This window comes from Streptomyces sp. NBC_01723, assembly GCF_036246005.1.
Classification (GTDB): Bacteria; Actinomycetota; Actinomycetes; order Streptomycetales; family Streptomycetaceae; genus Streptomyces.
Genome location: NZ_CP109171.1, coordinates 4,045,894 through 4,072,281 on the forward strand (window position 1 = coordinate 4,045,894; position 26,388 = coordinate 4,072,281).

General features: G+C 70.9%; 20 protein-coding genes and 1 tRNA gene. 13 read left to right on the forward strand and 8 right to left on the reverse strand.

The features are described from left to right. Positions 1-7 precede the first annotated feature (7 nt). From yidC to rpmH, 4 genes are read right to left on the reverse strand one after another with little or no spacing between them, the layout of a single operon-like run. Positions 8-1,306: a membrane protein insertase YidC gene (yidC, locus tag OIE75_RS18600; protein WP_307013727.1), complete on the reverse strand. Its 1,299-nt coding sequence runs from the start codon at positions 1,304-1,306 to the stop codon at positions 8-10. Positions 1,307-1,309: 3 nt separating this feature from the next. Beyond that, entirely contained in the window at positions 1,310-1,684 is a 375-nt protein-coding gene (gene yidD, locus OIE75_RS18605; RefSeq protein WP_125491288.1) for a membrane protein insertion efficiency factor YidD, read from the reverse strand. After that, complete coding sequence (gene rnpA / locus OIE75_RS18610) at positions 1,681-2,052, reverse strand: ribonuclease P protein component (RefSeq protein WP_122616561.1); 372 nt, start codon at positions 2,050-2,052, stop codon at positions 1,681-1,683. Before rnpA ends, yidD begins: the two co-directional genes overlap by 4 nt. A 21-nt stretch (positions 2,053-2,073) precedes the next feature. Beyond that, a complete protein-coding gene (gene rpmH, locus OIE75_RS18615; RefSeq protein WP_064728817.1) occupies positions 2,074-2,211 on the reverse strand; it encodes a 50S ribosomal protein L34 in 138 nt (45 codons plus the stop codon). Between the two features lie 376 nt (positions 2,212-2,587). Between rpmH and dnaA the strand changes: the two genes are divergently transcribed. From dnaA to OIE75_RS18660, 9 genes are all read left to right on the forward strand, one after another. Continuing rightward, complete coding sequence (gene dnaA, locus OIE75_RS18620; protein WP_329471518.1) at positions 2,588-4,558, forward strand: chromosomal replication initiator protein DnaA; 1,971 nt, start codon at positions 2,588-2,590, stop codon at positions 4,556-4,558. A gap of 890 nt (positions 4,559-5,448) precedes the next feature. Further along, positions 5,449-6,579 (forward strand): DNA polymerase III subunit beta, encoded by a 1,131-nt coding sequence (gene dnaN / locus OIE75_RS18625; RefSeq protein ID WP_329471520.1) that lies wholly within the window; start codon positions 5,449-5,451, stop codon positions 6,577-6,579. Between the two features lie 196 nt (positions 6,580-6,775). Further along, entirely contained in the window at positions 6,776-7,651 is an 876-nt protein-coding gene (gene gnd / locus OIE75_RS18630) for a phosphogluconate dehydrogenase (NAD(+)-dependent, decarboxylating) (protein ID WP_307013730.1), read from the forward strand. 32 nt (positions 7,652-7,683) lie between these two features. Further along, complete coding sequence (recF, locus tag OIE75_RS18635) at positions 7,684-8,805, forward strand: DNA replication/repair protein RecF (RefSeq protein ID WP_122616565.1); 1,122 nt, start codon at positions 7,684-7,686, stop codon at positions 8,803-8,805. Beyond that, positions 8,802-9,365: a DUF721 domain-containing protein gene (locus OIE75_RS18640; protein ID WP_307013732.1), complete on the forward strand. Its 564-nt coding sequence runs from the start codon at positions 8,802-8,804 to the stop codon at positions 9,363-9,365. The genes recF and OIE75_RS18640 overlap by 4 nt, the downstream gene beginning before the upstream one ends. A 455-nt stretch (positions 9,366-9,820) precedes the next feature. Next, entirely contained in the window at positions 9,821-11,881 is a 2,061-nt protein-coding gene (gyrB, locus tag OIE75_RS18645; protein WP_307013733.1) for a DNA topoisomerase (ATP-hydrolyzing) subunit B, read from the forward strand. Positions 11,882-11,923: 42 nt separating this feature from the next. Further along, the gene (gyrA, locus tag OIE75_RS18650) at positions 11,924-14,518 is read left to right on the forward strand and encodes a DNA gyrase subunit A (RefSeq protein WP_307013734.1); all 2,595 of its coding nucleotides are present in this window, start codon (positions 11,924-11,926) and stop codon (positions 14,516-14,518) included. 18 nt (positions 14,519-14,536) lie between these two features. Continuing rightward, entirely contained in the window at positions 14,537-15,253 is a 717-nt protein-coding gene (locus OIE75_RS18655) for a DUF3566 domain-containing protein (RefSeq protein WP_307013735.1), read from the forward strand. Positions 15,254-15,353: 100 nt separating this feature from the next. Further along, positions 15,354-15,430, forward strand: a tRNA-Ile gene (locus OIE75_RS18660). A gap of 202 nt (positions 15,431-15,632) precedes the next feature. Here the strand turns inward: OIE75_RS18660 and OIE75_RS18665 are convergent. Next, positions 15,633-19,709, reverse strand: coding sequence for an nSTAND1 domain-containing NTPase (locus OIE75_RS18665; RefSeq protein ID WP_329471522.1), 4,077 nt, complete (start codon positions 19,707-19,709; stop codon positions 15,633-15,635). Positions 19,710-20,160: 451 nt separating this feature from the next. On the opposite strand from OIE75_RS18665, the gene OIE75_RS18670 reads away from it, so the two are divergent. Beyond that, the gene (locus tag OIE75_RS18670; RefSeq protein ID WP_122616570.1) at positions 20,161-20,352 is read left to right on the forward strand and encodes a ferredoxin; all 192 of its coding nucleotides are present in this window, start codon (positions 20,161-20,163) and stop codon (positions 20,350-20,352) included. Positions 20,353-20,426: 74 nt separating this feature from the next. Then, positions 20,427-21,302, forward strand: coding sequence for an FkbM family methyltransferase (locus OIE75_RS18675; RefSeq protein ID WP_329474014.1), 876 nt, complete (start codon positions 20,427-20,429; stop codon positions 21,300-21,302). Between the two features lie 40 nt (positions 21,303-21,342). Here the strand turns inward: OIE75_RS18675 and OIE75_RS18680 are convergent, their stop codons facing one another. Together OIE75_RS18680 and OIE75_RS18685 are read right to left on the reverse strand one after the other, a co-directional pair. Next, positions 21,343-22,131 (reverse strand): glycosyltransferase family 2 protein, encoded by a 789-nt coding sequence (locus tag OIE75_RS18680; protein ID WP_329471523.1) that lies wholly within the window; start codon positions 22,129-22,131, stop codon positions 21,343-21,345. 311 nt (positions 22,132-22,442) lie between these two features. Next, entirely contained in the window at positions 22,443-22,814 is a 372-nt protein-coding gene (locus tag OIE75_RS18685; RefSeq protein WP_122616571.1) for a DUF6344 domain-containing protein, read from the reverse strand. Between the two features lie 339 nt (positions 22,815-23,153). On the opposite strand from OIE75_RS18685, the gene OIE75_RS18690 reads away from it, so the two are divergent. Both OIE75_RS18690 and OIE75_RS18695 read left to right on the forward strand, forming a co-directional pair. Next, positions 23,154-23,282: a DLW-39 family protein gene (locus tag OIE75_RS18690; protein WP_003999697.1), complete on the forward strand. Its 129-nt coding sequence runs from the start codon at positions 23,154-23,156 to the stop codon at positions 23,280-23,282. A 108-nt stretch (positions 23,283-23,390) separates the two neighbouring features. After that, positions 23,391-24,905 (forward strand): hypothetical protein, encoded by a 1,515-nt coding sequence (locus OIE75_RS18695; protein WP_443078371.1) that lies wholly within the window; start codon positions 23,391-23,393, stop codon positions 24,903-24,905. Between the two features lie 13 nt (positions 24,906-24,918). Here OIE75_RS18695 and OIE75_RS18700 read toward each other — a convergent pair whose 3' ends face one another. Beyond that, on the reverse strand, positions 24,919-26,373 hold the full coding sequence (locus OIE75_RS18700; RefSeq protein WP_329471525.1) for a serine/threonine-protein kinase: 1,455 nt from the start codon (positions 26,371-26,373) through the stop codon (positions 24,919-24,921). Positions 26,374-26,388: the final 15 nt, after the last annotated feature.

The window sequence follows — 26,388 nt, forward strand, 5'->3', positions numbered from 1 at the left end:
CTCCTTCTTACTTCTTCGACGGGGACTTGGGCCGCTGCGGGCCCTTGCGCTGCCCGGACTGGGCCTTGCTGCGGGTGCCGCCGCCCTTCTGCTGGGCGGGCTTCTGCTGTCCGGACTTCTTGGCGGCATCGGCGGGCTTGGCGGCCTGCTTGCCGTCCTCCGGCTCGTCGGACTTGGTGAGCGAGGTCTTCGCCTCGGCCTCTCCGCCCGGCTTGGCGGACTGGCGCTGCGACTTGCTCTGCCGCTTGGGCTGCTGCCGCTTGGGCGTGGCGGTGGCGCCGGGCGCGCCGTCCTCGCTCTGGGCGGCCGCGGAGGCCTCGTTCTTCAGTACGTTGCCGTCGGGCTGGGCGGCGAGACCGGCCTTGTTCAGGCCGTTGATGAACTTGCGCTCGAACTCGTTGCGGTCCCGGCCCTTGGCGACGATGGCCTTCACGATGGCCCTCTCGCCCCGGCCGCGCGTCTTGCCGTGCTCGGTGACGCTCTTGTGCAGCCGCTCCAGGTAGGAGGCCTGGGCCTTGGAACCCGGCGTCGGGTTGTTGCGGATGACGTACATCTGCTGGCCCATGGTCCACACGTTGGTGGTCAGCCAGTAGACGAGGACACCGACGGGGAAGTTCACGCCGAAGACGGCGAACATGACCGGGAAGACGTACATCAGCATCTTCTGCTGCTGCATGAACGGGGTCTTCACCGTGGTGTCGACGTTCTTCGTCATCAGCTGGCGCTGGGTGAAGAACTGCGACGCGGACATCAGCACGATCATGATCGCGGTGACGACCCGCACGTCGGTCAGCGAGGCGTTGAGGGCGGCGACCTCGCTCTCGCTGCTGAAGAACTTGGAGGCCAGCGGGGCACCGAAGATGTGGGCCTGCTGCGCGCTCTCCAGGAGCTTCTGGTTGACCGCACCGACGGTGTCACCGGACGCGATGCCGTTGAGCACGTGGTACAGGGCGAAGAAGAACGGGGACTGCGCCAGGATGGGAAGGCACGAGGAGAGCGGGTTGGTGCCCGTCTCCTTGTACAGCTTCATCATCTCTTCGGACTGACGCTGCTTGTCGTTCTTGTAGCGCTCCTGGATCTTCTTCATCTCCGGCTGGAGCGTCTGCATACCGCGCGTCGCCTTGATCTGCTTCACGAAGAGCGGGATCAGGCAGATGCGGATGAGGACCACCAGGGACACGATGGACAGGCCCCAGGCCCATCCGGTGTCAGGTCCGAAGATCGCCCCGTACACCGTGTGGAACTGGACGATGACCCAGGAGACGGGCCAGGTGATAAAGCTGAACAGGCTGGCAATCGTGTCCACTAATCATGCTCCTTGGGCATGGGGCGAGGTCTCTGCGGCCGGGCCCGAGGGGCCGGAGGGGCTCGTGGGAGCCGTCCGTCCTTCGGTGGCCGGTTCGGCGGCGGAGGGCCCGCCCTTACGTGCACGCCAGGCGTCACGCAGCATTTCGTGCCACCGCGGACGCTTGCGCGGCGGAACATGGTCCACGCCGCCCAGCGACCACGGATTGCATCGCAGGATGCGCCATGCCGTGAGCGCCGTGCCCTTGACGGCTCCGTGCCGGTCGATGGCCGTGTAGCCGTAGTGGGAGCACGACGGGTAGTACTTGCACACCGGCCCCAGCAGCGGACTGATCGTCCACTGGTAGAGCTTGATCAGAGCCAGTAGCGGGTACTTCATCGCGCGCCCCCTCCCAGTAGCCGCTCCAGGGCGGCGTCCAGGTCTCGGGCCAGCTGTGCATGGTCGGCGTCACCCGCACCGGGCAGCGCTCGTACGACTACCAGGCTACCGGGGGGAAACAGGTGGATCCGGTCGCGCACCAGATGGCGAAGCCTGCGCTTCACCTTGGTGCGCACCACCGCGCCTCCTACAGCTTTGCTCACGACGAAACCCGCACGTGTCGGGGGAGCGCTCTCCCCAGGCGCGTGCGGGTCCGTGGCACCGCTTCGAAGGTGGACGACGAGGGCCGGGCGGCCGGCCCGGCGTCCTCGTCGTACCGCGGTCGCGAAGTCCTCGCGCCGCCTCAGCCGGTTCTCGGTGGGCAGCACGATGTCATGACCTGACCGGGATCAGGCGGACAGACGGGTGCGACCCTTGCTGCGGCGAGTCGCGAGAATCGCGCGGCCGGCACGGGTACGCATCCGCAGCCGGAAGCCGTGGGTCTTGGCGCGACGGCGGTTGTTCGGCTGGAAGGTGCGCTTGCTCACTCGGGGGCTCCAGAAAGAATCGGGGTTGGCGGGGTGCCGTCCTGGCTGTCACCGTGCGCCCACGAGTAGCTCGCGTTACGCCCGAGTGCACCGCTTTTCGATCACCTTGAACGTGACCTGTGCCCATCGGAGGCAGGCGGCAGCAGCCATCGACAACTCGACCTGGTTACGGTACGTGCGACTGCGCCATTCGGTCAAACCAGCGGGGACCGGGAGACACTTGTCCACAGGCTGGGGACAACAACTTGAACCCTACCGGCCGCGCTGACTACCGTGGCTGAACTCCGATTCGTTCCCTTATCCCTGCCCCATCCGAGTTTCATCCCGACCCGTCCCCGAATCACACCTTCGAGGGACTCGTGAGAGAGCGTGCCCTGTGGCTGACGTACCTGCCGATCTTGCCGCAGTGTGGCCACGCGTACTGGAACAACTTCTCGGGGAAGGCCGCGGGCAGGGCGTCGAGTCGAAGGACGAGCACTGGATCCGGCGCTGTCAGCCGCTCGCCCTGGTCGCCGACACCGCCCTGCTCGCCGTACCGAACGAATTCGCGAAGGGCGTACTGGAGGGCCGTCTCGCCCCCGTCGTCAGCGAGACCCTCAGCCGCGAGTGCGGCCGCCCGATCCGCATCGCGATCACCGTCGACGACACCGCGGGCGAGCCCGCCGGCCCCGCCCCGCAGACGCCGCCGAGCCGTCCCCAGCCCCGCTACGAGGAGCCCGAGCTCCCCGCTCCCGGCCAGGGCCGCGACGAGTACGAGGGATACGGCCGCCACCGCGCCGACCAGCTGCCCACCGCCCGGCCCGCCTATCCGCAGGAGTACCAGCGCCCCGAGCCCGGCTCCTGGCCGCGCCAGACGCAGCAGGACGACTACGGCTGGCAGCAGCAGCGCCTCGGCTTCCCGGAGCGGGACCCCTACGCCTCACCGCCGCAGGAGCCGTACGGCCAGGACCCGGCGCCGTACCCCCACGACGCGTACCAGCAGGACTACCGGCCGCAGTCCCCGGAGCGCCCGCCGTACGACTCCCCGCGCGGCGACTACGACCAGCAGCGCGGCGACTACGACCAACCGCGCGGGGACTACGACAAGCCCCGCGGCGACTACGAATCCCCCCGTGGCGACTACGAGCAGTCCCGGGGCGACTACGACTCCCCGCGCGGTGAATACGACCAGCGCGGCCCCCGCCGGGACCTGCCCGAGCCCCCGTCCGGCTCCGGACGCGTGCACCGCGGCGGCCCCGTCGGCCCCGGTCCCACCACCGGCGCCCCCGGTCCGCTCGCGGCACAGCCGGCACCGGCGACCGGACCGGGCGAGCCGACCGCGCGCCTGAACCCGAAGTACCTCTTCGACACCTTCGTCATCGGCGCCTCCAACCGCTTCGCCCACGCGGCGGCCGTCGCCGTCGCCGAGGCGCCCGCGAAGGCCTACAACCCGCTCTTCATCTACGGGGAGTCGGGGCTGGGCAAGACCCACCTGCTGCACGCCATCGGGCACTACGCGCGCAGCCTCTACCCGGGCACACGCGTGCGCTACGTGAGCTCCGAGGAGTTCACCAACGAGTTCATCAACTCCATCCGCGACGGCAAGGGCGACAGCTTCCGCAAGCGCTACCGCGAGATGGACATCCTGCTCGTCGACGACATCCAGTTCCTGGCGGACAAGGAGTCGACGCAGGAGGAGTTCTTCCACACCTTCAACACGCTGCACAACGCCAACAAGCAGATCGTGCTCTCCTCCGACCGGCCGCCCCGGCAGCTGGTGACCCTGGAGGACCGGCTGCGCAACCGCTTCGAGTGGGGCCTGACCACCGACGTCCAGCCGCCCGAGCTGGAGACGCGCATCGCGATCCTGCGCAAGAAGGCCGTGCAGGAACAGCTCAACGCCCCGCCCGAGGTACTGGAGTTCATCGCCTCCCGGATCTCGCGCAACATCCGCGAGCTGGAGGGCGCGCTGATCCGGGTGACGGCCTTCGCCTCGCTCAACCGGCAGCCGGTCGACCTGGGCCTGACCGAGATCGTCCTCAAGGACCTGATCCCGGGCGGCGAGGACTCCGCGCCCGAGATCACCTCCACGGCCATCATGGGCGCGACCGCCGACTACTTCGGCCTCACCGTCGAGGACCTGTGCGGCACCTCGCGCGGGCGCGCGCTGGTGACGGCCCGGCAGATCGCCATGTACCTGTGCCGCGAGCTGACGGACCTCTCGCTGCCGAAGATCGGCGCCCTGTTCGGCGGCCGGGACCACACCACGGTGATGCACGCCGACCGCAAGATCCGCAATCTGATGGCGGAGCGGCGCTCCATCTACAACCAGGTGACCGAGCTGACCAACCGCATCAAGAACGGCTGACGGCTGCCGGCACCGGCCCCACAGGCGCCTCCGGACACTCCGGAGGCGCCTTTCGTGTGCCCGGGGGCCGGGTGCGTCGTGCTTGGAGGTCGTACGCCCGTCCCAGCCGCTGTTCGATTACCTGCGGGGTTACGGCCGTCCTCCACAGATTGGGCCACTTTCTTCCGTCCACACCTTGGGGACTGGGAAGTTGTCCCGATCCTGTCCACAGGCCGGGCTGTTGAGGGATCATCAGGGCAGGTCAGCTCCCTGTGGATTCGTGGACGAACGATCTCCACAGGCTGTGGACGACGAAACGTTCCACAAGCTGTGCATCGAGTTGTCCACGGGCAACCCACAGGCTGGAGCCGGTTGTCCCCAACGATCATGGGCTTCTCCACATGTCTGTCCACTGTTCGGCAACGTGACGCGCCCTGTCACCGCGTCGAGTGAAAGGCGTCACATCAGGGTGCCGGGTTGGGCTGTGGGAAACGTGGGTAAACCTGGGGACGGCGTTGGGGAGAAGTCGCCTCTCCCTGTGCACGGAGTGTGCAGAACTTTCTGTTCTCCACAGATACGCCCGGTTGTCCACGGGCTCCACCCACAGGACCAGTGGACAAAATTCCTGCTCTGACCTGGGGAAACGCGGTTATCCACGGTATCCACAGGCCCTACTACTACTCCTGACCTTAGAGAGAGCGGAATTCGTTTCGAAGCGGGTCCTGTGCACAACTCGCTCCCGGTAGCCCGACCGTCCCTCGTCACGACTTGACCCCGAAGGGCACCTACTGTCAGTGGGGTGCGTCAGACTGGTCCCCGGTGTTCTGGTCCCGGGGGGAACGACGACACCGACCCAGACGACGAAGGCCAGGCAGAGCGAGCAGCGCCGGCAACAGCAGGAGGCGGCAACAGTGAAGATCCGGGTGGAACGCGACGTACTCGCGGAGGCCGTGGCCTGGGCGGCGCGCAGCCTCCCGGCCCGTCCGCCGGCGCCGGTCCTCGCCGGCCTGCTGCTGAAGGCCGGCGAGGGGCAGCTGAGCCTGTCCAGCTTCGACTACGAGGTCTCCGCGCGGGTGTCGGTCGAGGCCGAGGTCGAGGAGGAGGGCACGGTGCTCGTCTCCGGTCGCCTGCTCGCCGACATCTCCCGCGCCCTTCCCAACCGGCCGGTGGAGATTTCCACAGACGGTGTACGGGCGACGGTGGTCTGCGGCTCCTCGCGCTTCACCCTCCACACCCTGCCGGTGGAGGAGTACCCGGCGCTGCCGCAGATGCCGGAGGCGACGGGCACGGTCCCCGGCGAGGTCTTCGCCGCGGCCGTGCAGCAGGTCGCGATCGCCGCGGGCCGCGACGACACGCTGCCCGTGCTCACCGGTGTGCGCATCGAGATCGAGGGCGACTCGGTGACGCTGGCCTCGACCGACCGCTACCGCTTCGCGGTCCGCGAGTTCCTGTGGAAGCCGGAGAACCCGGAGGTCTCCGCGGTCGCCCTGGTGCCCGCCAAGACGCTCCAGGACACCGCCAAGGCGCTGACCAGCGGTGACCAGGTGATCCTGGCGCTGTCCGGCTCGGGCGCGGGCGAGGGCCTGATCGGTTTCGAGGGCGCCGGCCGCCGGACGACGACGCGTCTCCTGGAGGGCGACCTCCCGAAGTACAAGACGCTGTTCCCGACGGAGTTCAACAGCGTCGCCGTGATCGAGACCGCCCCCTTCGTGGAGGCCGTCAAGCGCGTGGCCCTGGTCGCCGAGCGCAACACCCCGGTGCGGCTCAGCTTCGAGCAGGGCGTGCTCATCCTTGAGGCCGGGTCCAGTGACGACGCACAGGCTGTGGAAAGGGTCGACGCCCAGCTGGACGGCGACGACATCTCGATCGCCTTCAACCCGACCTTCCTGCTGGACGGCCTGAGCGCCATCGACTCGCCGGTCGCCCAGCTGTCCTTCACGACGTCCACGAAACCGGCGCTGCTCAGCGGCAAGCCCGCGCTGGACGCCGAGGCGGACGAGGCCTACAAGTACCTGATCATGCCGGTGCGGCTGAGCGGCTGAGCCGTCCGCACCGTCGGCGGTTGTCCACAGGGTGAGGAAAACCCGCAGGTGGGGGCGTACGTCTGAGCGCGTATGCCCACAGCTGTGCACGGGCGTCCGGGTTTAGGCTCGGCGCGGGTACGAAAGTGCCGCGGCACGCATCCGGCGGGTACGGAGGTGCCGCCTTGCCACCTCGCACACCTAAGGAAAGCAACTGATGGAGCTCGGTCTCGTCGGCCTCGGCAAGATGGGCGGCAACATGCGCGAGCGGATCCGCCGCGCGGGCCACACCGTCGTCGGATACGACCGCAATGCGGACCTCGCCGACGTCCACAGTCTGGAAGAGCTTGTGGGCAAGCTCAGCGCCCCGCGCGTGGTCTGGGTCATGGTCCCGGCCGGTGAGGCCACCCAGGCCACCGTCGACCGGCTCGGCGAGCTGCTGGAGCCCGGCGACGTCGTCGTGGACGGCGGCAACTCGCGCTGGACGGACGACGAGAGGCACGCGGAGGAGCTGGCGGCCAAGGGCATAGGCTTCGTCGACTGCGGCGTCTCCGGCGGCGTGTGGGGCCTGGAGAACGGCTACGCGCTGATGTACGGCGGCGACGCGGAGAACGTCGCCAAGGTGCAGCCGGTCTTCGACGCCCTCAAGCCGGAGGGCGACTTCGGTGCCGTGCACGCCGGCAAGGTCGGCGCGGGCCACTTCGCGAAGATGGTCCACAACGGCATCGAGTACGCGATGATGCAGGCCTACGCCGAGGGCTGGGAGCTGCTGGAGAAGGTCGACTCCGTGGAGAACGTCCGCGAGGTCTTCCGGTCCTGGCAGGAGGGCACGGTGATCCGGTCCTGGCTCCTGGACCTGGCCGTCAACGCCCTCGACGAGGACGAGCACCTCGGCGACCTGCGGGGTTACGCACAGGACTCCGGTGAGGGACGCTGGACTGTGGAGGCCGCGATCGACAACGCGGTGCCGCTGCCGGCGATCACCGCGTCGCTGTTCGCGCGGTTCGCGTCCCGACAGGACGACTCCCCGCAGATGAAGATGATCGCCGCGCTGCGCAACCAGTTCGGCGGCCACGCGGTCGAGAAGAAGTAGGCACCACCAGTTGGGGAGGTCGGCGAACGACCATGCACGTCACGCATTTGTCGCTGGCCGACTTCCGTTCGTACGCCCGGGTCGAGGTGCCCCTGGACCCGGGCGTCACCGCCTTCGTCGGCCCGAACGGGCAGGGCAAGACGAACCTGGTCGAGGCGGTCGGCTACCTCGCCACCCTCGGCAGCCACCGGGTCTCCTCCGACGCGCCCCTGGTGCGCATGGGTGCCGAGCGCGCCGTGATCCGCGCCCAGGTCAGACAGGGCGACCGGCAGCAGCTGATCGAGCTGGAGCTGAACCCGGGCAAGGCCAACCGGGCCCGCATCAACAGGTCCTCGCAGGTCAGGCCCCGTGATGTACTCGGCATCGTGCGCACCGTCCTGTTCGCGCCCGAGGACCTGGCGCTGGTGAAGGGCGACCCCGGGGAGCGGCGCCGCTTCCTGGACGAGCTGATCACCGCCCGCTCCCCGCGCATGGCGGGGGTGCGCTCCGACTACGACCGCGTCCTCAAGCAGCGGAACACCCTGCTGAAGTCGGCCGCGCTCGCCCGCCGGCACGGCGGCCGCACGATGGACCTGTCCACGCTCGACGTCTGGGACCAGCACCTCGCGCGCGCGGGCGCCGAGCTGCTCGCCCAGCGCCTCGACCTGATCGCCGCCGTGCAGCCGCTGGCCGACAAGGCGTACGAGCAGCTGGCCCCGGGCGGCGGCCCCGTCGCCCTGGAGTACAAGCCGTCGGCGCCGGGGGAGGCGCACACGCGTGAGGACCTGTACGAGCAGCTGATGGCCGCGCTCGCCGAGGCGCGCAAGCAGGAGATCGAGCGGGGCGTCACCCTGGTGGGGCCGCACCGGGACGATCTGCTGCTCAAACTCGGTTCACTGCCCGCCAAGGGGTACGCCTCCCACGGCGAGTCCTGGTCGTACGCGCTGGCGCTGCGGCTGGCCTCGTTCGACCTGCTGCGGGCCGAGGGCAACGAGCCCGTCCTGGTCCTGGACGACGTCTTCGCCGAGTTGGACGCGCGGCGCCGGGAGCGGCTGGCCGAGTTGGTGGCGCCCGGCGAGCAGGTGCTGGTGACGGCCGCGGTCGACGACGACGTGCCGCAGGTGCTGGCGGGGACGCGGTTCACGGTCGCGGAGGGCACGGTGGAGCGCGTATGAGCACCGGCGAACCGGTCCCGGAGGAGCAGCCCGGACCTCGGGGAGGGAAGCCCGAACCGTCCGGCGTCGACCTCGCGCGCGTGGCGCTCAGGGCGGCGCGGGAGGCGGCACGCGCGCGTGGGGACGCGGCGCAGCAGAAGAAGCAGGCGCGGCGCGGCGGTCTGCGGTCCGGGGCGCGGGCCGACGGGCGGGACCCGATGGCGCTGGGGTCGGCGATCAACCGGCTGATCACCGAGCGCGGCTGGGAGACGCCGGCCGCGGTGGGCGGCGTGATGGGCCGCTGGCCGCAGATCGTCGGCGAGGACGTGGCCAAGCACTGTGTGCCGGAGCGGTACGACGAGGACGAGCGGGTGCTGGTGGTGCGCTGCGACTCGACGGCCTGGGCGACGAACCTGCGGCTGCTGGCGCCGACCCTGGTGGCCCGGCTCAACGAGGACCTGGGGCACGGCTCGGTCCGGATGATCAAGGTGCTGGGGCCCGGCGGTTCGGGGGGCCCCGGGCGCCGTTACGGCCCGTTGCGCGCGCCCGGCAGCCAGGGTCCGGGTGACACCTACGGGTGAGGGCGGGCGCTTCACGGGTGACGGGCGGGCACTCTGGCGCCCTGTCACACATGGGTGATGTACCTCACAAATTTGGGCGTCGATGATCGGTGTGAACCGCCGGCGACCGCTGAGGCGTACCCCTGTGGCAGGTCGTGAATCACGATCTGACTCCCAAGTAGCCAAGGGTTGACGCCTCGAAGCGCTGAGTGCCGTTGTGAGCCTCTTGAGGCCCCCTTCCGCATATCGGGAGTCGGGCGAGGCTGGTTCAGGGCGGCACATGCGGACTCAGGTACCGGCAAACCCCCATCAGTGTCAGTGGTACCGGTAGACTGGGAGAGAATCCCGCCCCGAACGTGGGGACCGTTCGGGACTAGCTGAGCAACGCTGATCAAGGCTTACCAACGCAACATGCCGCAGCCGCTCCGGCAACCCGCCGACGAGCCCGGCTCGTGCTGTGCCAGAAAGGGCGCTTCGTGGCCGATTCCGGCAACCCCAACGAGAACAACCCGTCCACCGACACCGGCGTGAACGACGTGGTGAGCACTTCGAACGGCGCGACCTCCGCCTCGTACGACGCCAGTGCCATCACCGTGCTCGAGGGTCTGGACGCGGTCCGCAAGCGACCCGGTATGTACATCGGCTCGACGGGTGAACGCGGCCTGCACCACCTGGTGCAGGAAGTCGTGGACAACTCCGTCGACGAGGCGCTGGCCGGCCACGCGGACACGATCGACGTCACGATCCTCGCCGACGGCGGTGTGCGGGTCGTCGACAACGGGCGTGGCATCCCGGTGGGTATCCACCCCGTGGAGAAGAAGCCGGCCGTCGAGGTCGTCCTGACGGTGCTGCACGCGGGCGGCAAGTTCGGCGGCGGCGGCTACGCGGTCTCCGGTGGTCTGCACGGCGTCGGTGTCTCCGTCGTGAACGCCCTGTCGTCCCGGCTGTCCGTCGACATCAAGTGCGACGGTTACCGCTGGACCCAGGACTACAAGCTGGGCGTCCCCACCGCGCCGCTCGCCCAGCACGAGGCGGTCGAGGACTCCGGTACCACGGTCACCTTCTGGGCCGACCCGGACATCTTCGAGACCACCGAGTACTCCTTCGAGACGCTGTCGCGGCGCTTCCAGGAGATGGCGTTCCTCAACAAGGGCCTGCGCATCAACCTCACCGACGAGCGCGAGTCGGCGAAGGCCACGGCGGGTGCCGACGAGGCGGGCGAGGACGAGAAGCACGAGGTCAAGACCGTCTCGTACTACTACGAGGGCGGCATCGTCGACTTCGTGAAGTACCTCAACTCCCGCAAGGGAGAAGTGGTGCACCCCACCGTGATCGACCTGGAGGCGGAGGACAAGGACCGCAACCTGTCCCTCGAGGTCGCGATGCAGTGGAACGGCGGCTACACCGAGGGTGTCTACTCCTTCGCCAACATCATCCACACCCACGAGGGCGGTACGCACGAGGAGGGCTTCCGTGCGGCGCTGACCTCGCTCATCAACAAGTACGCGCGCGACAAGCGGCTGCTGCGCGAGAAGGACGACAACCTCACGGGTGACGACATCCGCGAGGGTCTGACGGCGATCATCTCGGTGAAGCTGGCAGAGCCGCAGTTCGAGGGCCAGACCAAGACCAAGCTGGGCAACACGGAGGTCAAGACCTTCGTGCAGCGTGTGGTCTACGAGCACCTGGCCGACTGGCTCGACCGCAATCCGAACGAGGCGGCGGACATCATCCGCAAGGGCATCCAGGCGGCCACCGCGCGTGTGGCGGCCCGCAAGGCCCGTGACCTGACCCGCCGCAAGGGTCTGCTGGAGACGGCGTCGCTGCCGGGCAAGCTGTCCGACTGCCAGTCCAACGACCCGACCAAGTGCGAGATCTTCATCGTCGAGGGCGACTCCGCCGGCGGTTCCGCCAAGTCCGGCCGGAACCCGCAGTACCAGGCGATCCTCCCGATCCGCGGCAAGATCCTCAACGTCGAGAAGGCGCGCATCGACCGGATCCTGCAGAACCAGGAGATCCAGGCGATGATCTCCGCGTTCGGCACCGGTGTGCACGAGGACTTCGACATCGAGAAGCTCCGCTATCACAAGATCATCCTGATGGCGGACGCCGACGTCGACGGCCAGCACATCAACACCCTGCTGCTGACCTTCCTGTTCCGCTTCATGCGGCCGCTGGTCGAGTCCGGGCACGTGTACCTGTCCCGCCCGCCGCTGTACAAGATCAAGTGGGGCCGGGACGACTTCGAGTACGCGTACTCCGACCGCGAGCGCGACGCGCTGATCGAGATGGGCCGCCAGGCCGGCAAGCGCATCCGCGAGGACTCCGTGCAGCGCTTCAAGGGTCTCGGTGAGATGAACGCCGAGGAGCTGCGCATCACGACCATGGACCAGGAGCACCGCGTCCTCGGCCAGGTCACGCTCGACGACGCCGCACAGGCCGACGACCTGTTCTCGGTGCTGATGGGCGAGGACGTCGAGGCCCGGCGCGCGTTCATCCAGCGCAATGCCAAGGACGTCCGCTTCCTCGACATCTGAGTCGGTCTCAGCTGACCGCACCAGGAAGGATCTTCACCAGCAATGACCGACGAGAACACCCCTGTGACGACGCCCGAGGGTGACGCCCTGGCGATGCGTGTCGAGCCCGTCGGGCTCGAGACGGAGATGCAGCGCTCGTACCTCGACTACGCGATGTCCGTCATCGTCTCGCGCGCGCTGCCCGACGTCCGTGACGGCCTCAAGCCCGTGCACCGCCGGGTGCTGTACGCGATGTACGACGGCGGCTACCGCCCCGAGCGCGGCTTCTACAAGTGCGCCCGCGTCGTCGGCGACGTCATGGGCAACTACCACCCGCACGGCGACAGCTCCATCTACGACGCGCTGGTGCGCCTCGCCCAGCCGTGGTCGATGCGGATGCCGCTGGTCGACTCCAACGGCAACTTCGGCTCGCCGGGCAACGACCCGGCGGCGGCCATGCGCTACACCGAGTGCAAGATGGCGCCGCTGTCGATGGAGATGGTCCGCGACATCGACGAGGAGACCGTCGACTTCACGGACAACTACGACGGCCGCTCCCAGGAGCCGACCGTCCTGCCCGCCCGCTTCCCGAACCTGCTGATCAACGGCTCGGCCGGCATCGCGGTCGGCATGGCGACCAATATCCCGCCGCACAACCTGCGCGAGGTCGCCGCGGGCGCCCAGTGGTACCTGGAGAACTTCGAGGCCTCGCACGAGGAGCTGCTCGACGCGCTGATCGAGCGCATCAAGGGCCCGGACTTCCCGACCGGCGCCCTGGTGGTGGGCCGCAGGGGGATCGAGGAGGCGTACCGCACCGGGCGTGGTTCGATCACCATGCGCGCGGTCGTCGAGGTCGAGGAGATCCAGAACCGCCAGTGCCTGGTGGTCACGGAGCTGCCGTACCAGACCAACCCCGACAACCTGGCGCAGAAGATCGCCGACCTGGTGAAGGACGGCAAGATCGGCGGCATCGCCGACGTCCGCGACGAGACGTCGTCCCGCACCGGCCAGCGCCTGGTGATCGTCCTGAAGCGGGACGCGGTCGCCAAGGTCGTCCTGAACAACCTCTACAAGCACACCGACCTGCAGTCGAACTTCGGCGCCAACATGCTGGCCCTGGTCGACGGCGTGCCGCGCACCCTCTCCCTGGACGCGTTCATCCGCCACTGGGTGAACCATCAGATCGAGGTCATCGTCCGCCGTACGCGCTTCCGGCTGCGCAAGGCGGAGGAGCGGGCGCACATCCTGCGCGGCCTGCTGAAGGCCCTGGACGCCATCGACGAGGTCATCGCGCTGATCCGGCGCAGCGACACCGTCGAGATCGCCCGCCACGGCCTGATGGGCCTCCTGGAGATCGACGAGATCCAGGCCAACGCGATCCTGGAGATGCAGCTGCGCCGCCTGGCGGCCCTGGAGCGCCAGAAGATCGTCCAGGAGCACGACGAACTCCAGGCCAAGATCCGCGAGTACAACGAGATCCTGTCCTCCCCGGTCCGGCAGCGCGGCATCGTCAGCGAGGAGCTGGCGGCGCTCGTCGAGAAGTACGGCGACGACCGCAAGACGAAGCTGATCCCGTACGAGGGCGACATGTCCATGGAGGACCTGATCGCCGAGGAGGACATCGTCGTCACGGTCACCCGGGGCGGCTACATCAAGCGCACCAAGACCGACGACTACCGGGCGCAGAAGCGCGGCGGCAAGGGCGTACGGGGCACGAAGCTCAAGGAAGACGACATCGTCAACCACTTCTTCGTGTCCACGACCCACCACTGGCTGCTGTTCTTCACCAACAAGGGCCGCGTCTACCGGGTGAAGGCCTACGAGCTGCCCGACGCCGGCCGGGACGCGCGCGGGCAGCACGTGGCGAACCTGCTGGCCTTCCAGCCGGACGAGACGATCGCCCAGATCCGCGCGATCCGCGACTACGAGGCGGTGCCCTACCTGGTCCTGGCCACCAAGGCGGGCCTGGTGAAGAAGACGTCCCTGAAGGACTACGACTCGCCGCGTTCGGGTGGCGTGATCGCCATCAATCTGCGCGAGCAGGCGGACGGTTCCGACGACGAACTGATCGGTGCCGAGCTGGTCTCGGCCGAGGACGATCTGCTGCTGATCAGCAAGAAGGCGCAGTCGATCAGGTTCACCGCGTCGGACGACACGCTGCGTCCGATGGGCCGTGCGACCTCGGGCGTCAAGGGCATGAGTTTCCGCGAAGGGGACGAGCTGCTCTCGATGAATGTTGTTCGAGCCGGTACGTTCGTGTTCACTGCCACCGACGGCGGTTACGCGAAGCGGACCTCCGTCGACGAGTACCGCGTCCAGGGTCGCGGCGGCCTCGGCATCAAGGCCGCCAAGATCGTCGAGGACCGTGGGTCGCTCGTGGGCGCGCTGGTGGTCGAGGAGCACGACGAGATCCTCGCCATCACACTCTCGGGCGGTGTGATTCGTACGCGAGTCAGCGGGGTCAGGGAGACCGGCCGTGACACCATGGGCGTTCAACTGATCAATCTGGGCAAGCGCGATGCCGTCGTCGGCATCGCACGCAACGCCGAGGCGGGACGCGAGGCGGAGGAGGTCGACGGCGATGTCGTCGTCGACGAGGCCGCCGAGGGTCCCGAGACCACCGGCACGGACGAGGGTGAGGCGCCCTCGGCCGAGTAGCACGAGGAGAGAGTCATCGTGAGCGGAGCCACGGGCGCCGGGTCGGCCGGTACCTCCAGGGGTACGGAAACGGGCGGCGGCGGCCGTGGCTCCGCCGCGCGTGCGACCGATCCGCACACGACTCAGCTGCGCAAGATCGACGACGGCGCGACCGACTCGCAGACGTCGCAGAAGCATGGATCCCAGGGGGGAACTGTGACGGACACCCGAGGCCAGCAGACTCAGCAGGCGGCCTCGCCGCTGCCGGGGGAACGGCAGTCCCAGCAGCCAGGCGGGCCGTACCACCCGCCGCAGGCCTACCAGACCCAGGGCGGCAACGCGTCCGCCGTGCGCCGCCCGCGCACCGGCGCGCGCACCACGCCGCGGGTCCGCAAGGCGCGGCTGCGCGTGTCGAAGGCCGACCCGTGGTCGGTGATGAAGGTCAGCTTCCTGCTCTCCATCGCGCTGGGCATCTGCACGATCGTCGCGTCCGCCGTGCTGTGGATGGTCATGGACGCCATGGGCGTCTTCTCCACCGTCGGCGGCACGATCTCCGAGGCGACCGGATCCAACGAGTCCAACGGCTTCGACCTGCAGTCGTTCCTGTCGCTGCCCAACGTGCTGCTGTTCGCCACGGTCATCGCCGTCATAGACGTTGTCCTCGCGACGGCGCTGGCCACGCTCGGCGCGTTCATCTACAACCTGTCCGCCGGCTTCGTCGGAGGCGTGGAGCTGACGCTCGCCGAGGACGAGTGATCGTCCCTCCGGGACCCCGCGACAACCGATTTTGGGACTGCCCTCCTCGTGCGCTAATCTTCAGGAGTCAGCGCGCGGGACATACACCGCAGAGCGCGGCGGGGCTATAGCTCAGTTGGTTAGAGCGCATCCCTGATAAGGATGAGGCCACAGGTTCAAATCCTGTTAGCCCCACCAGCGAGAAGACCCCCAGTCGGTATCGGCTGGGGGTCTTTCGTGTGGTGGGCGGCTTCGGGATGGCGCCGGGTATGAGAAGGCCCGACCGCTGGCGACGGGGGATGCGCCAGCGGTCGGGCTGTGGCCAAGGCTAACAAGGGCCGGTGCGTCATGGGTGCCGACTGGTCGGTCGGATCTCCGAGGTGTGACCGGGATCACGTTGTCAACGGTCGCACGGCGGCTCGTAGTCCAGGCGCGGCAGGTACTCGTTCCACTTCTCCTCGGTGAGTACGTTCCGGGTGGCCGAGCAGATGCGGTCGATGGCGTCGTCCACCCCGAGGTTCCAGAGCCGGACGGTGTCCGTTCCGCTCGACACCCCCAGCATGTGACGCACGGGGCTGAAGGAGAGGACGTTCCCCGCCTTGGCGTTGGGGCTCATCGACTGGCCGATGGGCGCGGCCTCCGCGGGCGTCGTGACGTTCCAGAGGCGGACGGTGTTGTCGTTGGCGCCACTGGCCAGGGTCTCGCCGTCCTGGCTGAAGGTCAGTGACACCACCGAGTCGGTGTGACCGGCGAGTGCCGACTCGGCCCGGCCGGGTTCGCCGCCGCCGGGAACGGCCCAGAGGCGGACCGTGCCGTCGTCGCTGCCGCTGGCCAGGGTGTGGCCGTCCGGGCTGTAGGCGAGGGCGTTGACGGGCCCGAGATGCCCGGAGAGGGACGTACCGCGGGCGGTCGCGTGCGCGGGGTCGCTCACGTCCCAGAGCCGTACGGTGTCGTCCGCGCCGCCGCTGGCGAGCGTCCGCCCGTCGGGGCTGAAGGCCAGGGTGTTGACGTATCCCCGGTGGCCGCTCAGCGGCCGGCCCAGGCGGCGCGGGTGGGACGGGTCCTCGGTGTTCCACAGCTGGACGGTGCGGTCGTCGTAGGCCGTCGCCAGCGTGCGGCCGTCGGGGCTGAACGCCAGGGTGTCGGGGCCCGCGTAGCGGGTGCGCAGCGCCACCGGCGGTCCGTGGGCGGTGGGGTGGGCCGGGTCGCCGACGTTCCAGAGACGGACCGCGCCCGCGGAGAGCACCGCCAGGGTGTCGCCGTCCGGGGAGAACACCAGCGACCGTATGTCGCCCTCGCCCGGGCTGAAGGGCTCGCTCAGTGACACCGGCCGGGCGGGGTTCGTCACGTCCCACAGGCGGACCCGGCCGTCGCGTGCCGCCGTGGCCAGCACGTGCCCGTCCCGGCGGAAGGCGCCGATCCTACCGATCATGTCCGACGTCGGCAGCGACCACAGGCGCACCTTGCTGTCGCCGCTGCCGGTGGCGAGGGTCCGCCCGTCGGGGCTGAAGCCGAGGGCGTACATCTCGCCGCTGCTCCCGGCCAAGGGCAAGCCCACCTGGGACGGGTACGACGGGTCGCTGACGTTCCACAGGCTCGCCGTGCTGTCCGCGCTGCTCGCGGCGAGCATGGCGCCGTCGGGGCTGAAGGCCACCGACCAGATGGGACCGGTGTGGCCGGTGAGCGGAGCGCCCGCGGATCTCGCGCGGTCCGGGTCTGCCACGTCCCAGAGCCGTACGGTGTCGTCCGCGCTCCCGCTGGCGAGGGTGTGTCCGTCGGGGCTGAAGGCCACGGAGTGGATCAGGGCGCCGTGACCGGTCAGCGGTGCGCCGACCGGCTCCGGGCGGTTCGGGTCGGCCACGTCCCAGAGCCGGACCGCGTTGTCGTCCCCACCGGCGGCCAGCGTCCGTCCGTCGGGGCTGAACGTCACCGAGCGCACCGCCGCCTTCGCGCCGGTCAGGGTGGACAGGGCCCGCGGCCGGCGCGGGTCGGCCACGTTCCACAGGCGCACGGCGTGGTCGTCGTGGGCGGAGGCCAGGGTGCGTCCGTCGGGGCTGAAGGCGAGCAGGTAGACGGTGCCGCCGTGGCCGGTCAGGGGTGCGCCGAGGGGACGGGGACGGCTCGGGTCCCGTACGTCCCACAGCCGGATCGTGCCGTCGTCGGAGGCGCTGGCCAGGGTGCGGCCGTCCGGGCTGAAGACGGCGGTGCTCACCCAGCTCCTGTGGCCGGTGAGGGGCTGGCCCAGCTGTTCCGGGCGGGCCGGGTCCGACACGTCCCACAGCCGGACGGTCCGGTCGTAGCTGGCCGTCGCCAGGAGCCGCCCGTCGGGGCTGAAGGAGGTCAGGTAGACGGCGCCGGTGTGCCCGAGGAGCGGGGTGGCCAGCGGCGCGTTCACGATGGATATCAGCCGGTTCCGCACGTCCTCGTCGCCCGGCCGCAGGCGGTGCGCCGCCAGGTCGAGCTGGGCGGACAGCGACGGGTCCGTGTCCTCGACGCGGTCCGCCTCGGCGACCACCTGCTCGAACACCGCGTCATTGCGCTGCTGCCAGGCGATCACGGCCGAACCGACGGCCACCAGGGCGAGCACGACCAGCGTCGACACCGCCGCGCGCCGGATCAGGACGGTGCGCCTGCGCAGTCTGCTCGCGGCGGCCAGGAAATCGACCGCGCTGCGGGTCAGGAAGGTGCCACCGGCCGAGTCCGCCCAGCCGCGGGCCTGTTCCAGCCGGGAGCCCCGGTAGAGCAGTGACGTGTCGCGGTCCGACTCCTCCCAGGCCCGGCCGTCCTCCTCCAGCCGCTGGCGCAGCAGGTTGCCGGCGCGGTCCTCGTCGATCCAGTCGCGCAGCCGCGGCCAGGCGTGCAGCAGCGCCTCGTGGGTGATCTCCACGGCCTCCGCGTCGAGGGTCACCAGCCGGGCCCGCACCAGCGCCTCCAGGGACTCCTCGGTCTTGCCGGGGTCCCTCGACTCCTGCGCCAGCCGCCGCCGCGTGCTGCGTCTGCGGGTCGCCTGGGTGTCCTCGCCCAGCCGGACCAGCCTGAGCAGCAGCAGCCTCGCCGCCGTGCGGGCCGCCGGGTCCAGGTCGGACCAGGCCCGTTCGGCGGTTCCGGCCACCGCGCCCTGGATGCCGCCCGCCGCGCGGTACCCGGCGAGCGTCAGCCGGCCCGCCTTGCGCCGCTGCCAGGTGGCGAGCAGGGCGTGGGAGAGGAGCGGCAGCACGCCCGCGTCGTGGGTTCCGTGCGGGCCGTCGGTGCTCACCTCGCGGATGATCAGCTCGGCGAGGCCCGGTTCGAGTTCCATGCCGACGGCCTTGGCCGGTGCGGTCACCGCCTCGCGCAGTTCCGCGGTGGTCAGCGGCCCGAGCACCATGTGCCGGTGCTGGAGCGCGTCGGCCAGTTCGGGATGGCGCAGGCAGTGCTCGTAGAAGTCGGCGCGGATGCCGAGCATCACGAGGGCCGGCGCCGCCTCTCCCGGACCGCCCGGCACGCAGGCGGCCTGCAGCAGCGCGATGAACGCGCGCCGCTCGGACTCGTCGGGGCAGAGGGTGAAGGTCTCCTCGAACTGGTCCACGATGACGACGGGACGCGCGGACGGCGGTTCCGGCTCAGGCTCATGCTCAGGCCCCGACCCCGACCCCGACCCCGACCTCGCCTCCCCGCCGGACGCCGCCCACGCGGCGAAGGCCGCCCTGACGGCGTCCTCGGTCCGGGGAGCGCTCGGCTTCCCCGTCCTGCGCACGGCACTGACGACCGGCTCCAGTTGCGGTATCCGGCGGCTCAGCTCCCCGAGCGGATCGACGCCCGGCACGAGCTGGAGCACCTGCCTCGGCTCCGGCCCACCCGGCGGACCGGTCCCGCCGCCCGGCGTCCCCTCGCGCAGGGCGGGCACGAGCCCGGCGTTCAGCAGGGAGGACTTCCCCGCTCCCGAGGCGCCCACGAGCATGACCAGGCCGCCCGTGTCCTCGGCCGCGCGGAGCTGGGCGACCAGGGCCTGCGTGCTCCGTTCCCGCCCGAAGAACCAGTCGGCGTCCTGCCGGCGATAGGCGGCCAGCCCCCGGTACGGGCAGACCCCGCCGGGTGCCTGGGGCTCGGCCGCGGGGTGTTCCTCGTCCGCGGCGGACGGCGCGGTGCGTTCGCCGGTCGGGTCGGCCACCGCCCGCTCCCACAGGCGCTGCCACTGGACCAGGTCGTACAGCCCGGCGGAGACCGGTACGGGACGAGCCCGGCGCGCGAGCGGGACGAGGACGTGCAGGACGGCCGCGAGGGCGGGGAACTGGGCGGGGACGTTCTTGGCCCGCCGCCAGTCGCTGATCCGCTGGGCGGAGACCCGTACGGGACGGCCCCGTTCGTCGACCCGCTGGAGCCGGACGACGGCCTCGGACACGCGTTTCAGAGGGGGGTTGCCCGCCTCCTTGTAGAGCAGTGCGAGGCGTTCCGCGAAGGCCGTTCGTGCCCCTGAGTCGAAACTCAAGGTCTCCACTCCTTACTTCCCCCGCACTTGGACGTCCGGACCGGAAAACTCACTCTATATGCCTGACCTGCGGCTACCTCGGTTCCGCGGATCCGGAACCTCCTCGGCGGCGACCTCGGATGGCAGGATTCCGTCGCAGTGGCGAGTCGGCCGCGAGGCACCCTGACAGGTCAGCGGCTCGGTGTTCGCGGTGCCACCCCACGAGGCCGCACGTTCTCGGTCAGCTTTCGGTGGCCCGGCCCTCCCCGACCCGCTCCGGTACCACCCGCAGGACACCGCCGGCATGGTTCGGCACCGGTCCCCACGAGGGGAGGGACCGGTGCCAAACCATGCCGGCGCGTGTGCTGTCCGACTTCGCGGGCGCCGGAGCAACACACGGGCGCGCCGGGCGGGTTCGGCACCTCGATCCGCGGGCAGGCACGTCGTGAAGGTTCCGAAGCCGACCGCCGCTGGAGCGCGTATGAGGATCTCCGTCGACCCCGAGCAGTGCTACGGCTCCGGTGACTGTGTCCACCGGGCCCCGTCCGTCTTCACGCAGGTGGACGGTCTGGGTGCCGTGATACCCGGGCGGGAGTACGACGTCGACGTGGACCGGGTGCGGGAGGCGATCGAGGGGTGCCCCTCCGCGGCGATCACCGTCTCGGGCGAGTGAGCCTGCGGGGGCAACGGGGCGCGTCCGGTGCCGGGACGGCGCCCCAGGCCCTGGTCACCCTCGCCGCCCGCTACGTGCGCCACGCGCCCGGCACTCTCGGGAAGTCGGCGCTCACCACGCACTGGCTGAACGCGCGGCTGCGGGAGCGGCCCCGCCGCCGGGTCGTCCGGGTGCGCTCCGGCGGCCTGTTCGCCGTGGACACGCGGGACCTCATCCAGCGGTACCTGTACCTGTTCGGCGCCTGGGAGCCGCACCTGACGGCGTGGCTGCGGCGCCGACTGCGCCCGGGGGACGGCTTCGTGGACGTCGGGGCGAACATCGGGGTCTTCAGCGTGCTCGCGGCTCAACTCGTCGGCGAGGAGGGCCACGTGGTCGCCATCGAGGCCTCCCCCGACATGCACCGCCGCCTGGTGGGGCACGCGCGGCTCAACGGCCTCCACAACGTCCGCGCGCTCAACGCCGCCGTGTCCGACCGCCGCAGGACCCTGCACTTCGTACTCGCCAGCTCACGGAACACGGGCGCGAACAGCATCGTCCCGTACGACGGCCCGGCGGAGTCCGGCTTCGAGGCTGAGGCCCTGCCGCTGCCCGAACTCCTCGACCCGGCGGAGCTGGCCGGCGCCCGGGTGATCAAGATCGACGTGGAGGGCGCGGAGGGCGGCGTCGTGCGCGGTCTGGCGCCGGTGCTGGGTGACCTGCGGCCCGACGCGGATATCTGTGTCGAGGTCACACCGGAACGCATGGCGCTGCTGGGGGACTCGGCCGACGATCTGCTGGGGGTGATGCGGGACGCCGGATTCCACGTCTACCGGCTGGCCAACGACTACGCGCCCGGCAGCTACCCCGCGGCGCTGCGCGGCGAGCCGGGTGTGCCGGTCCGCTGGCGGGGGCCGGTTGTAGGGGAGAGCGATCTGGTCTTCTCCCGGGTGGACGCCGAGACGCTGCCCTGAGCTGCCGTCACAGCGGCGGGGCGGGCGGCCTTCACCGCCGTCACCGCCGCAGGTCCGCGCCCTGGGTCCGGTGCGGCGGGTGCCAGCCGAAGGACGCCAGGGCCCGCGCCCTGGCCTCCACCACCGTCATCCGGGCCTCCCGTTCGGCCGGGTCCGCGTGGGACGCCTGGCCGGTGACCTGGCCCTCCCACTTGCGGTAGAGCAGGCCCACCTCCTCGGTGAACCACCCCCGGCTCACGCAGTTCAGGGCCAGCAGCAGGCCGGTGTCCTCGGACGCCGGGAGGGCCATCCAGCCGCCGAGGGCGAGCAGCAGGTCGCGCCGGACGAGGAGCGTCGCCGGATGGACCTGGGCGCGGAATCCGTTGGCCCGCCAGAAGTCGAGCACCGCGCCGCGTTCGATCGGTCCGTGCGCGGGGTCGCCCGGGAAACCGGTGGTCGAGCCGTCGGGCAGGAGGTCCAGGGCCCGTGAGGTCGCCCAGCCGAGCCCGGGGTCGGCCTCCAGCGCGGTCAGGTCGCGGGCCAGGGTGCCCGGCGCGAGCCGGTCGTCGGCGTCCAGGACCTTCACGTACTCCCCGTCCGCGTGGGCCAGGGCCATGGTGCGGGCGACACCGGGGCCCGCCTGCCGATCCCCGCGGCCCTGGCGGAAGACGACGCGCGGGTCGTCGGGCACGTGCGGGCGGACGTCGTGGGTCACGCCGTCCTCCTGGATCACCCAGCGCCAGTCCCAGCCGTCGGGCAACTCCTGGGCGGCCAACGACGCGTGGGCCTCCGGCAGGTAGCGCGCCGAAGGGCCGTGGACGGCCGTGACGATGACGATGCGCCGGCTCACGGGCGGCACTCACCACCTTTCCGCAGGAGTGCCGTACAGGCTATGACGCGCGAAGAGGCGCCGGTGGGCGGGGGCCGGGCGGAACGGCGAGCCCGCACACGAGGGGAGCCCACACACGAGGGGAGCCCGCACACGAGGGGAGCCCACACATGAGGGGAGCCCGCACATGAGGGGAGCCCGCACATGGCGGCGGCCCGGCTGCTCTGTCGAGCGGCCGGGCCGTTTCTCGCGTGTGGTGCGGTACGCAGATCGCCGTTGTGTCGGGTCGGGCGGGGCGGGCGCGGTGTGAACCGGGCGCCGCCTCGGCCCGCTCAGCGTTGGAGCGGCGCGCTGTGCTGGGCCGGTGACCCCGCGGTGTCGTCGCAGGGGAGGCCGGTGGCGGTCTCGGTGGCCGTGGCGGTCGCGTCGCTGAGCGGACGGTGCCGGCAACTGGGGGCCGAGCCGTGCGCCTCGGCGCGGATGCGCTGCTTCATCGTGGGGGGCAGGGAGCCGGCCCGGGACCAGGACCAGGGGACCGCCGTCGCGGGTGCCGCCTCGGGGGAGGCGCTCTCGCTCTTGCTGTGCGTTCCGGCCTGCGGCGCGGCCGCGGCGGCGGTCGTCGTGATGAGTCCGAGCGCCGTGCAGAGCGCGAGGAAGGCGGTGACGATGGTGGTCCACAGCGTCATGACCTTGTTCCGGGCCATAACCCCTCACTTTCAGGTTGGGCGATTTGCGTACTTTCCTCATGATGTGTATGCGGATCGCGAAGTGGTGGACCTACGCCCGTGGCGCGTCGATGTTCAGATGAACACAACCCGAATGGCCGCAAGAGGGTGGAAAAGCTGCCAATACGGGAGAGAGGCGGGCGAAAAGTCACCTCGCGTAGGGGTGTGATCACCCTCCGATCAGAACGGGTTCGTCCGCTTCTGGAGGGCTTCGGCGCACGGCAGTTGACCGCCGACGCAGGTCACCGATCGGTATCGGCCGGTGTGTATAGTCGGGCGCCAGAGGTCCCCTACGTCAAGGAAAGACGAGGTCGCGCGGTGAAGAAGCTTCTCCTGGTCGCACTGGCCGCCATCGGCGGGCTCCTCGTGTACCGCCAGATCCAGGCGGATCGCGCCGAGCAGGATCTGTGGACGGAGGCGACCGACTCCGTGCCCACGGGTTCCTGAGTACGACCGACATCCGGTCCCGAGCAGACCCCGGCCGTCAAACGGTCGGGGTTTTCTGTTGCCCGGATCTCCACGCGGGGGCGCGGGAGCGCCGGGGCACGCGGCAGGATGGGGCACGGTCGTTCGGGGCGGGCGGCGAGGGCCGGCGAGCGCGAGGGGTGGCGGGTCATGGGACGGTGGTGTACGGCTTGGCGGCATGCCGGGTCCGGGGGCGCGAAGCCGCAGTCGGCCGCGCCCGCGTCCGCGCCGGCGCCCGGACGGCGGAGGGCGCCCCGTCGGCGTACGGCACCTGCACCGCGTACCGGGCCCGCGAGCCGTACAGCGGAAGCGAGCCGTGCGGCGTCCGTGCGGCGGCTGGCCGTCGTGACCGCCGTACTGGCCACCGCCGGCGCCACCGCCACGGCCCTCGCTCTGCCCGGCGGTGCCGCCTTCGCGGCCGGTGACGGGCCGGGGTACGCCTTCGCCGACGGCGCCCCGCGGATCGAGGGGGCGAACGCCGCCTCGGACGCCGCGGCGCTGACGGCCGGGGCCACGTACCGCAGCTCGCTTCCGCGCGACGGCATCCTCTATTACCGCCTCGCCCTCGACGCCGCGTCCGACGCCTACGTCTCCGTGACCGCCGTACCCGGCTCCGCCGGTGAGGTCACCGCCGTCGACGGCATCCGCGTCTCCGTACAGGACGCCGAGGGCGGCTCCTGCTCCTCCGACAGCGCGACCTTCGGCGCGGCGCACAGCCCTCGCCCGGTCACCGCGTGGGGCATGCGGGAGATCGAGTCCGGCGGCAACCGGTGCCAGGAGCCCGGCACCTACTACGTCACCGTCGAGCGGGCCAGGCCCCAGGACTCCCCGCCCGAGGACTGGGACCTGGAACTCACCGTCGCCACCGAACCCCGCCCCGCCCGAACGGGTGCGACCCAGGCGCCGGAAGCCTGGGACTCCGCCTCGCCCGAGGCCGTACCCGGTGAACCGGAACCCCGCACGGGCGGCAACGGCTTCGCCCACGCCACGCCCCTCGGACCGGGCGCCTGGCGCGACGACATCCGGCCCGGACAGACCCTCTATTACAAGGTGCCGGTGGACTGGGGCCGCCAGATCCACGCGACCGCCGAACTCGACGGCGCCCGGGAGGCTTCCGGCTACGCCACCGGCGCCCTGCGCATGGCGCTGCACAACCCGGTGCGCGGCGAGGTCGACGACGCCGCCAAGGGCTACACCGGCCGCCCCGTCACCGTCGGGCTGGCCGCCCTGCCGCCGGTGGCCTATCCCAACCGGTACGCCACGAGCGGGCAGGTCGGCGCGGTGCGCTTCGCCGGTGACTACTACGTCGTCGTGCACCTGGCGGCGCAGGTGGCCGAGGACTTCGGCGAGGGGCCCTTCGGACTGACGCTCCGCGTCGGACTGAGGGGATCCGCGCGGAGCGGGCCCGGCTACGCGGGGCAGTCGCGGCCCGAGGGTCTCTTCGCCGTCTCGGCCCAGGACCGGGCCGCGGCGCCGGAGAGCGGCTCCCCGGACGACGACGGCCTCGCCATGAAGGCGGTCGCCGTGGGCGGCATCGGCACCGGCAGCCTGCTGCTGGCGGGCCTGACGGTGTGGACCGCGGCGGCCCGTCGCAGGGCGAGGTGAGGCGCGGCCCGGTTCAGATCCGGGTCAGCGCCCAGAAACCCACCGCGTAGCAGGCCAGCGCGAGGAGCAGCACGGGCACCGCCACCGCCGCCGGGGGACCTGGACGGCGCCGCCGTCGCGTCGCCCGGTGCTGCGCCGGGGCCTGTGGATTGCGGGCGGTGTACGAGGCGGTGGGGGCGTCGTCGGGCGCCCGCCACGGGGGCGGCGTGAAAGACGGCGCGAGGGTCGGCGCGGGCGGCGGCGCGGCGTACGGCGGCGGGTACTCGGGCGGGTACTGGCCGGGGTGCGGGACGGGCGTCGGCGCTCCGTCCCTCGCGGCGGAGGTGATGGTCGGCTGCGGGGGAGGCAGGTGGAAGCTGCCGGTCTCCGACATGGCGGGCGACGACTTGGGGGGTGCCGACGGTGTGGAGGAGTCCGGCGGCGACGTGGGTCTCGAAGGCGTCCGCGTCGCCGGGGACGAGGGCGTGACCGGGGCGGACGGGCGGCGCGGGTCGGTCGGTGGGTCGGTCGGTGGGTCGGTCCGTGGGGCTCCCGGCGGGTCCGTCGACGGGTCTCCCGGCGGTGCGTCGTCCAGTCCGGACGCCCGCTTCAGCGGACCGTCGGCGGCGAACCCGGCGGGCAGCGGGCCGACTTGGTCGAAGATCTCGATCAGCTCGTCGTCGGGTCCCGGCTCCGGCAGCAGCTCCGCCGCCGCGGCCAGCGCCTTGCGCGCCCCCGTCGCCGTACGGAACCGGGCCGGTGGATCCGGCTGCACCAGCGTCGCGACGACCTGCCACAGCGGCTCGGGTATCCCCTGCGGCGCGGCCGGTGTCCCGTGCTCGGCGAAGTGCTGGACCAGCGCCTTGGCGTCCGGCTTGGCCCCCTCCAGCAGGTACAGGGCGACCAGGCCGACCGCGAACAGGTCCGCGGCGAAGTCCGGCTCCGCGCCCATCATCTGCTCCGGCGCGAGATAACCGGGCGTCCCCACCACGAGGTTGGTCTCGGTCAGCCGGGGCTCGCCCAGCCGCATCGCGATGCCGAAGTCGGACAGCCGGAGCCGGGGCCGGCCCGTGCCGGTGGCCTCGAGGAGCAGGTTGGCGGGCTTGATGTCCCGGTGGACCACGTCCTCGGCGTGCACCGCCGCGAGGCCCGCGAGGAGCTGGTCGATCAGCGTGCACACGAAGGCGGGCGGCAGCGGACCGTAGTCCCCGATCAGGTGGACCAGGGAACCGCCGGTGACCAGATCCATGGTGAACAGGACCTGGTCGTCGTCGGCGGCCCAGCTCGCGGGCGCGAGTACATGGGGATGATCGATGCGCAGCGCCTGCTCGCGGACGAACCGCAGCAGCGAGTGCGCGTCCCGCTGCTGGAGCACCTTTGCGGCCACATACCGTCGGCGGCGGTGGTCCCAGGCACGCCAGACGGCACCGACCCCGCCGCGGCCGATCGGGTCGACCAGCTCGTACCGTCCGGCGAAGACCTCACCCATGGCTGTGTGTCGCTC

Coding starts and splice junctions, on each gene's coding strand:
- gnd (WP_307013730.1), top strand. CDS start 6,776: ATGGAGCTCGGTCTCGTCGGCCTCGGCAAGATGGGCGGCAACATGCGC.
- OIE75_RS18670 (WP_122616570.1), top strand. CDS start 20,161: ATGAGGATCTCCGTCGACCCCGAGCAGTGCTACGGCTCCGGTGACTGT.
- OIE75_RS18685 (WP_122616571.1), bottom strand. CDS start 22,814: ATGGCCCGGAACAAGGTCATGACGCTGTGGACCACCATCGTCACCGCC.
- OIE75_RS18640 (WP_307013732.1), top strand. CDS start 8,802: ATGAGCACCGGCGAACCGGTCCCGGAGGAGCAGCCCGGACCTCGGGGA.
- yidD (WP_125491288.1), bottom strand. CDS start 1,684: ATGAAGTACCCGCTACTGGCTCTGATCAAGCTCTACCAGTGGACGATC.
- OIE75_RS18695 (WP_443078371.1), top strand. CDS start 23,391: ATGGGGCACGGTCGTTCGGGGCGGGCGGCGAGGGCCGGCGAGCGCGAG.
- OIE75_RS18700 (WP_329471525.1), bottom strand. CDS start 26,373: ATGGGTGAGGTCTTCGCCGGACGGTACGAGCTGGTCGACCCGATCGGC.
- recF (WP_122616565.1), top strand. CDS start 7,684: ATGCACGTCACGCATTTGTCGCTGGCCGACTTCCGTTCGTACGCCCGG.
- gyrA (WP_307013734.1), top strand. CDS start 11,924: ATGACCGACGAGAACACCCCTGTGACGACGCCCGAGGGTGACGCCCTG.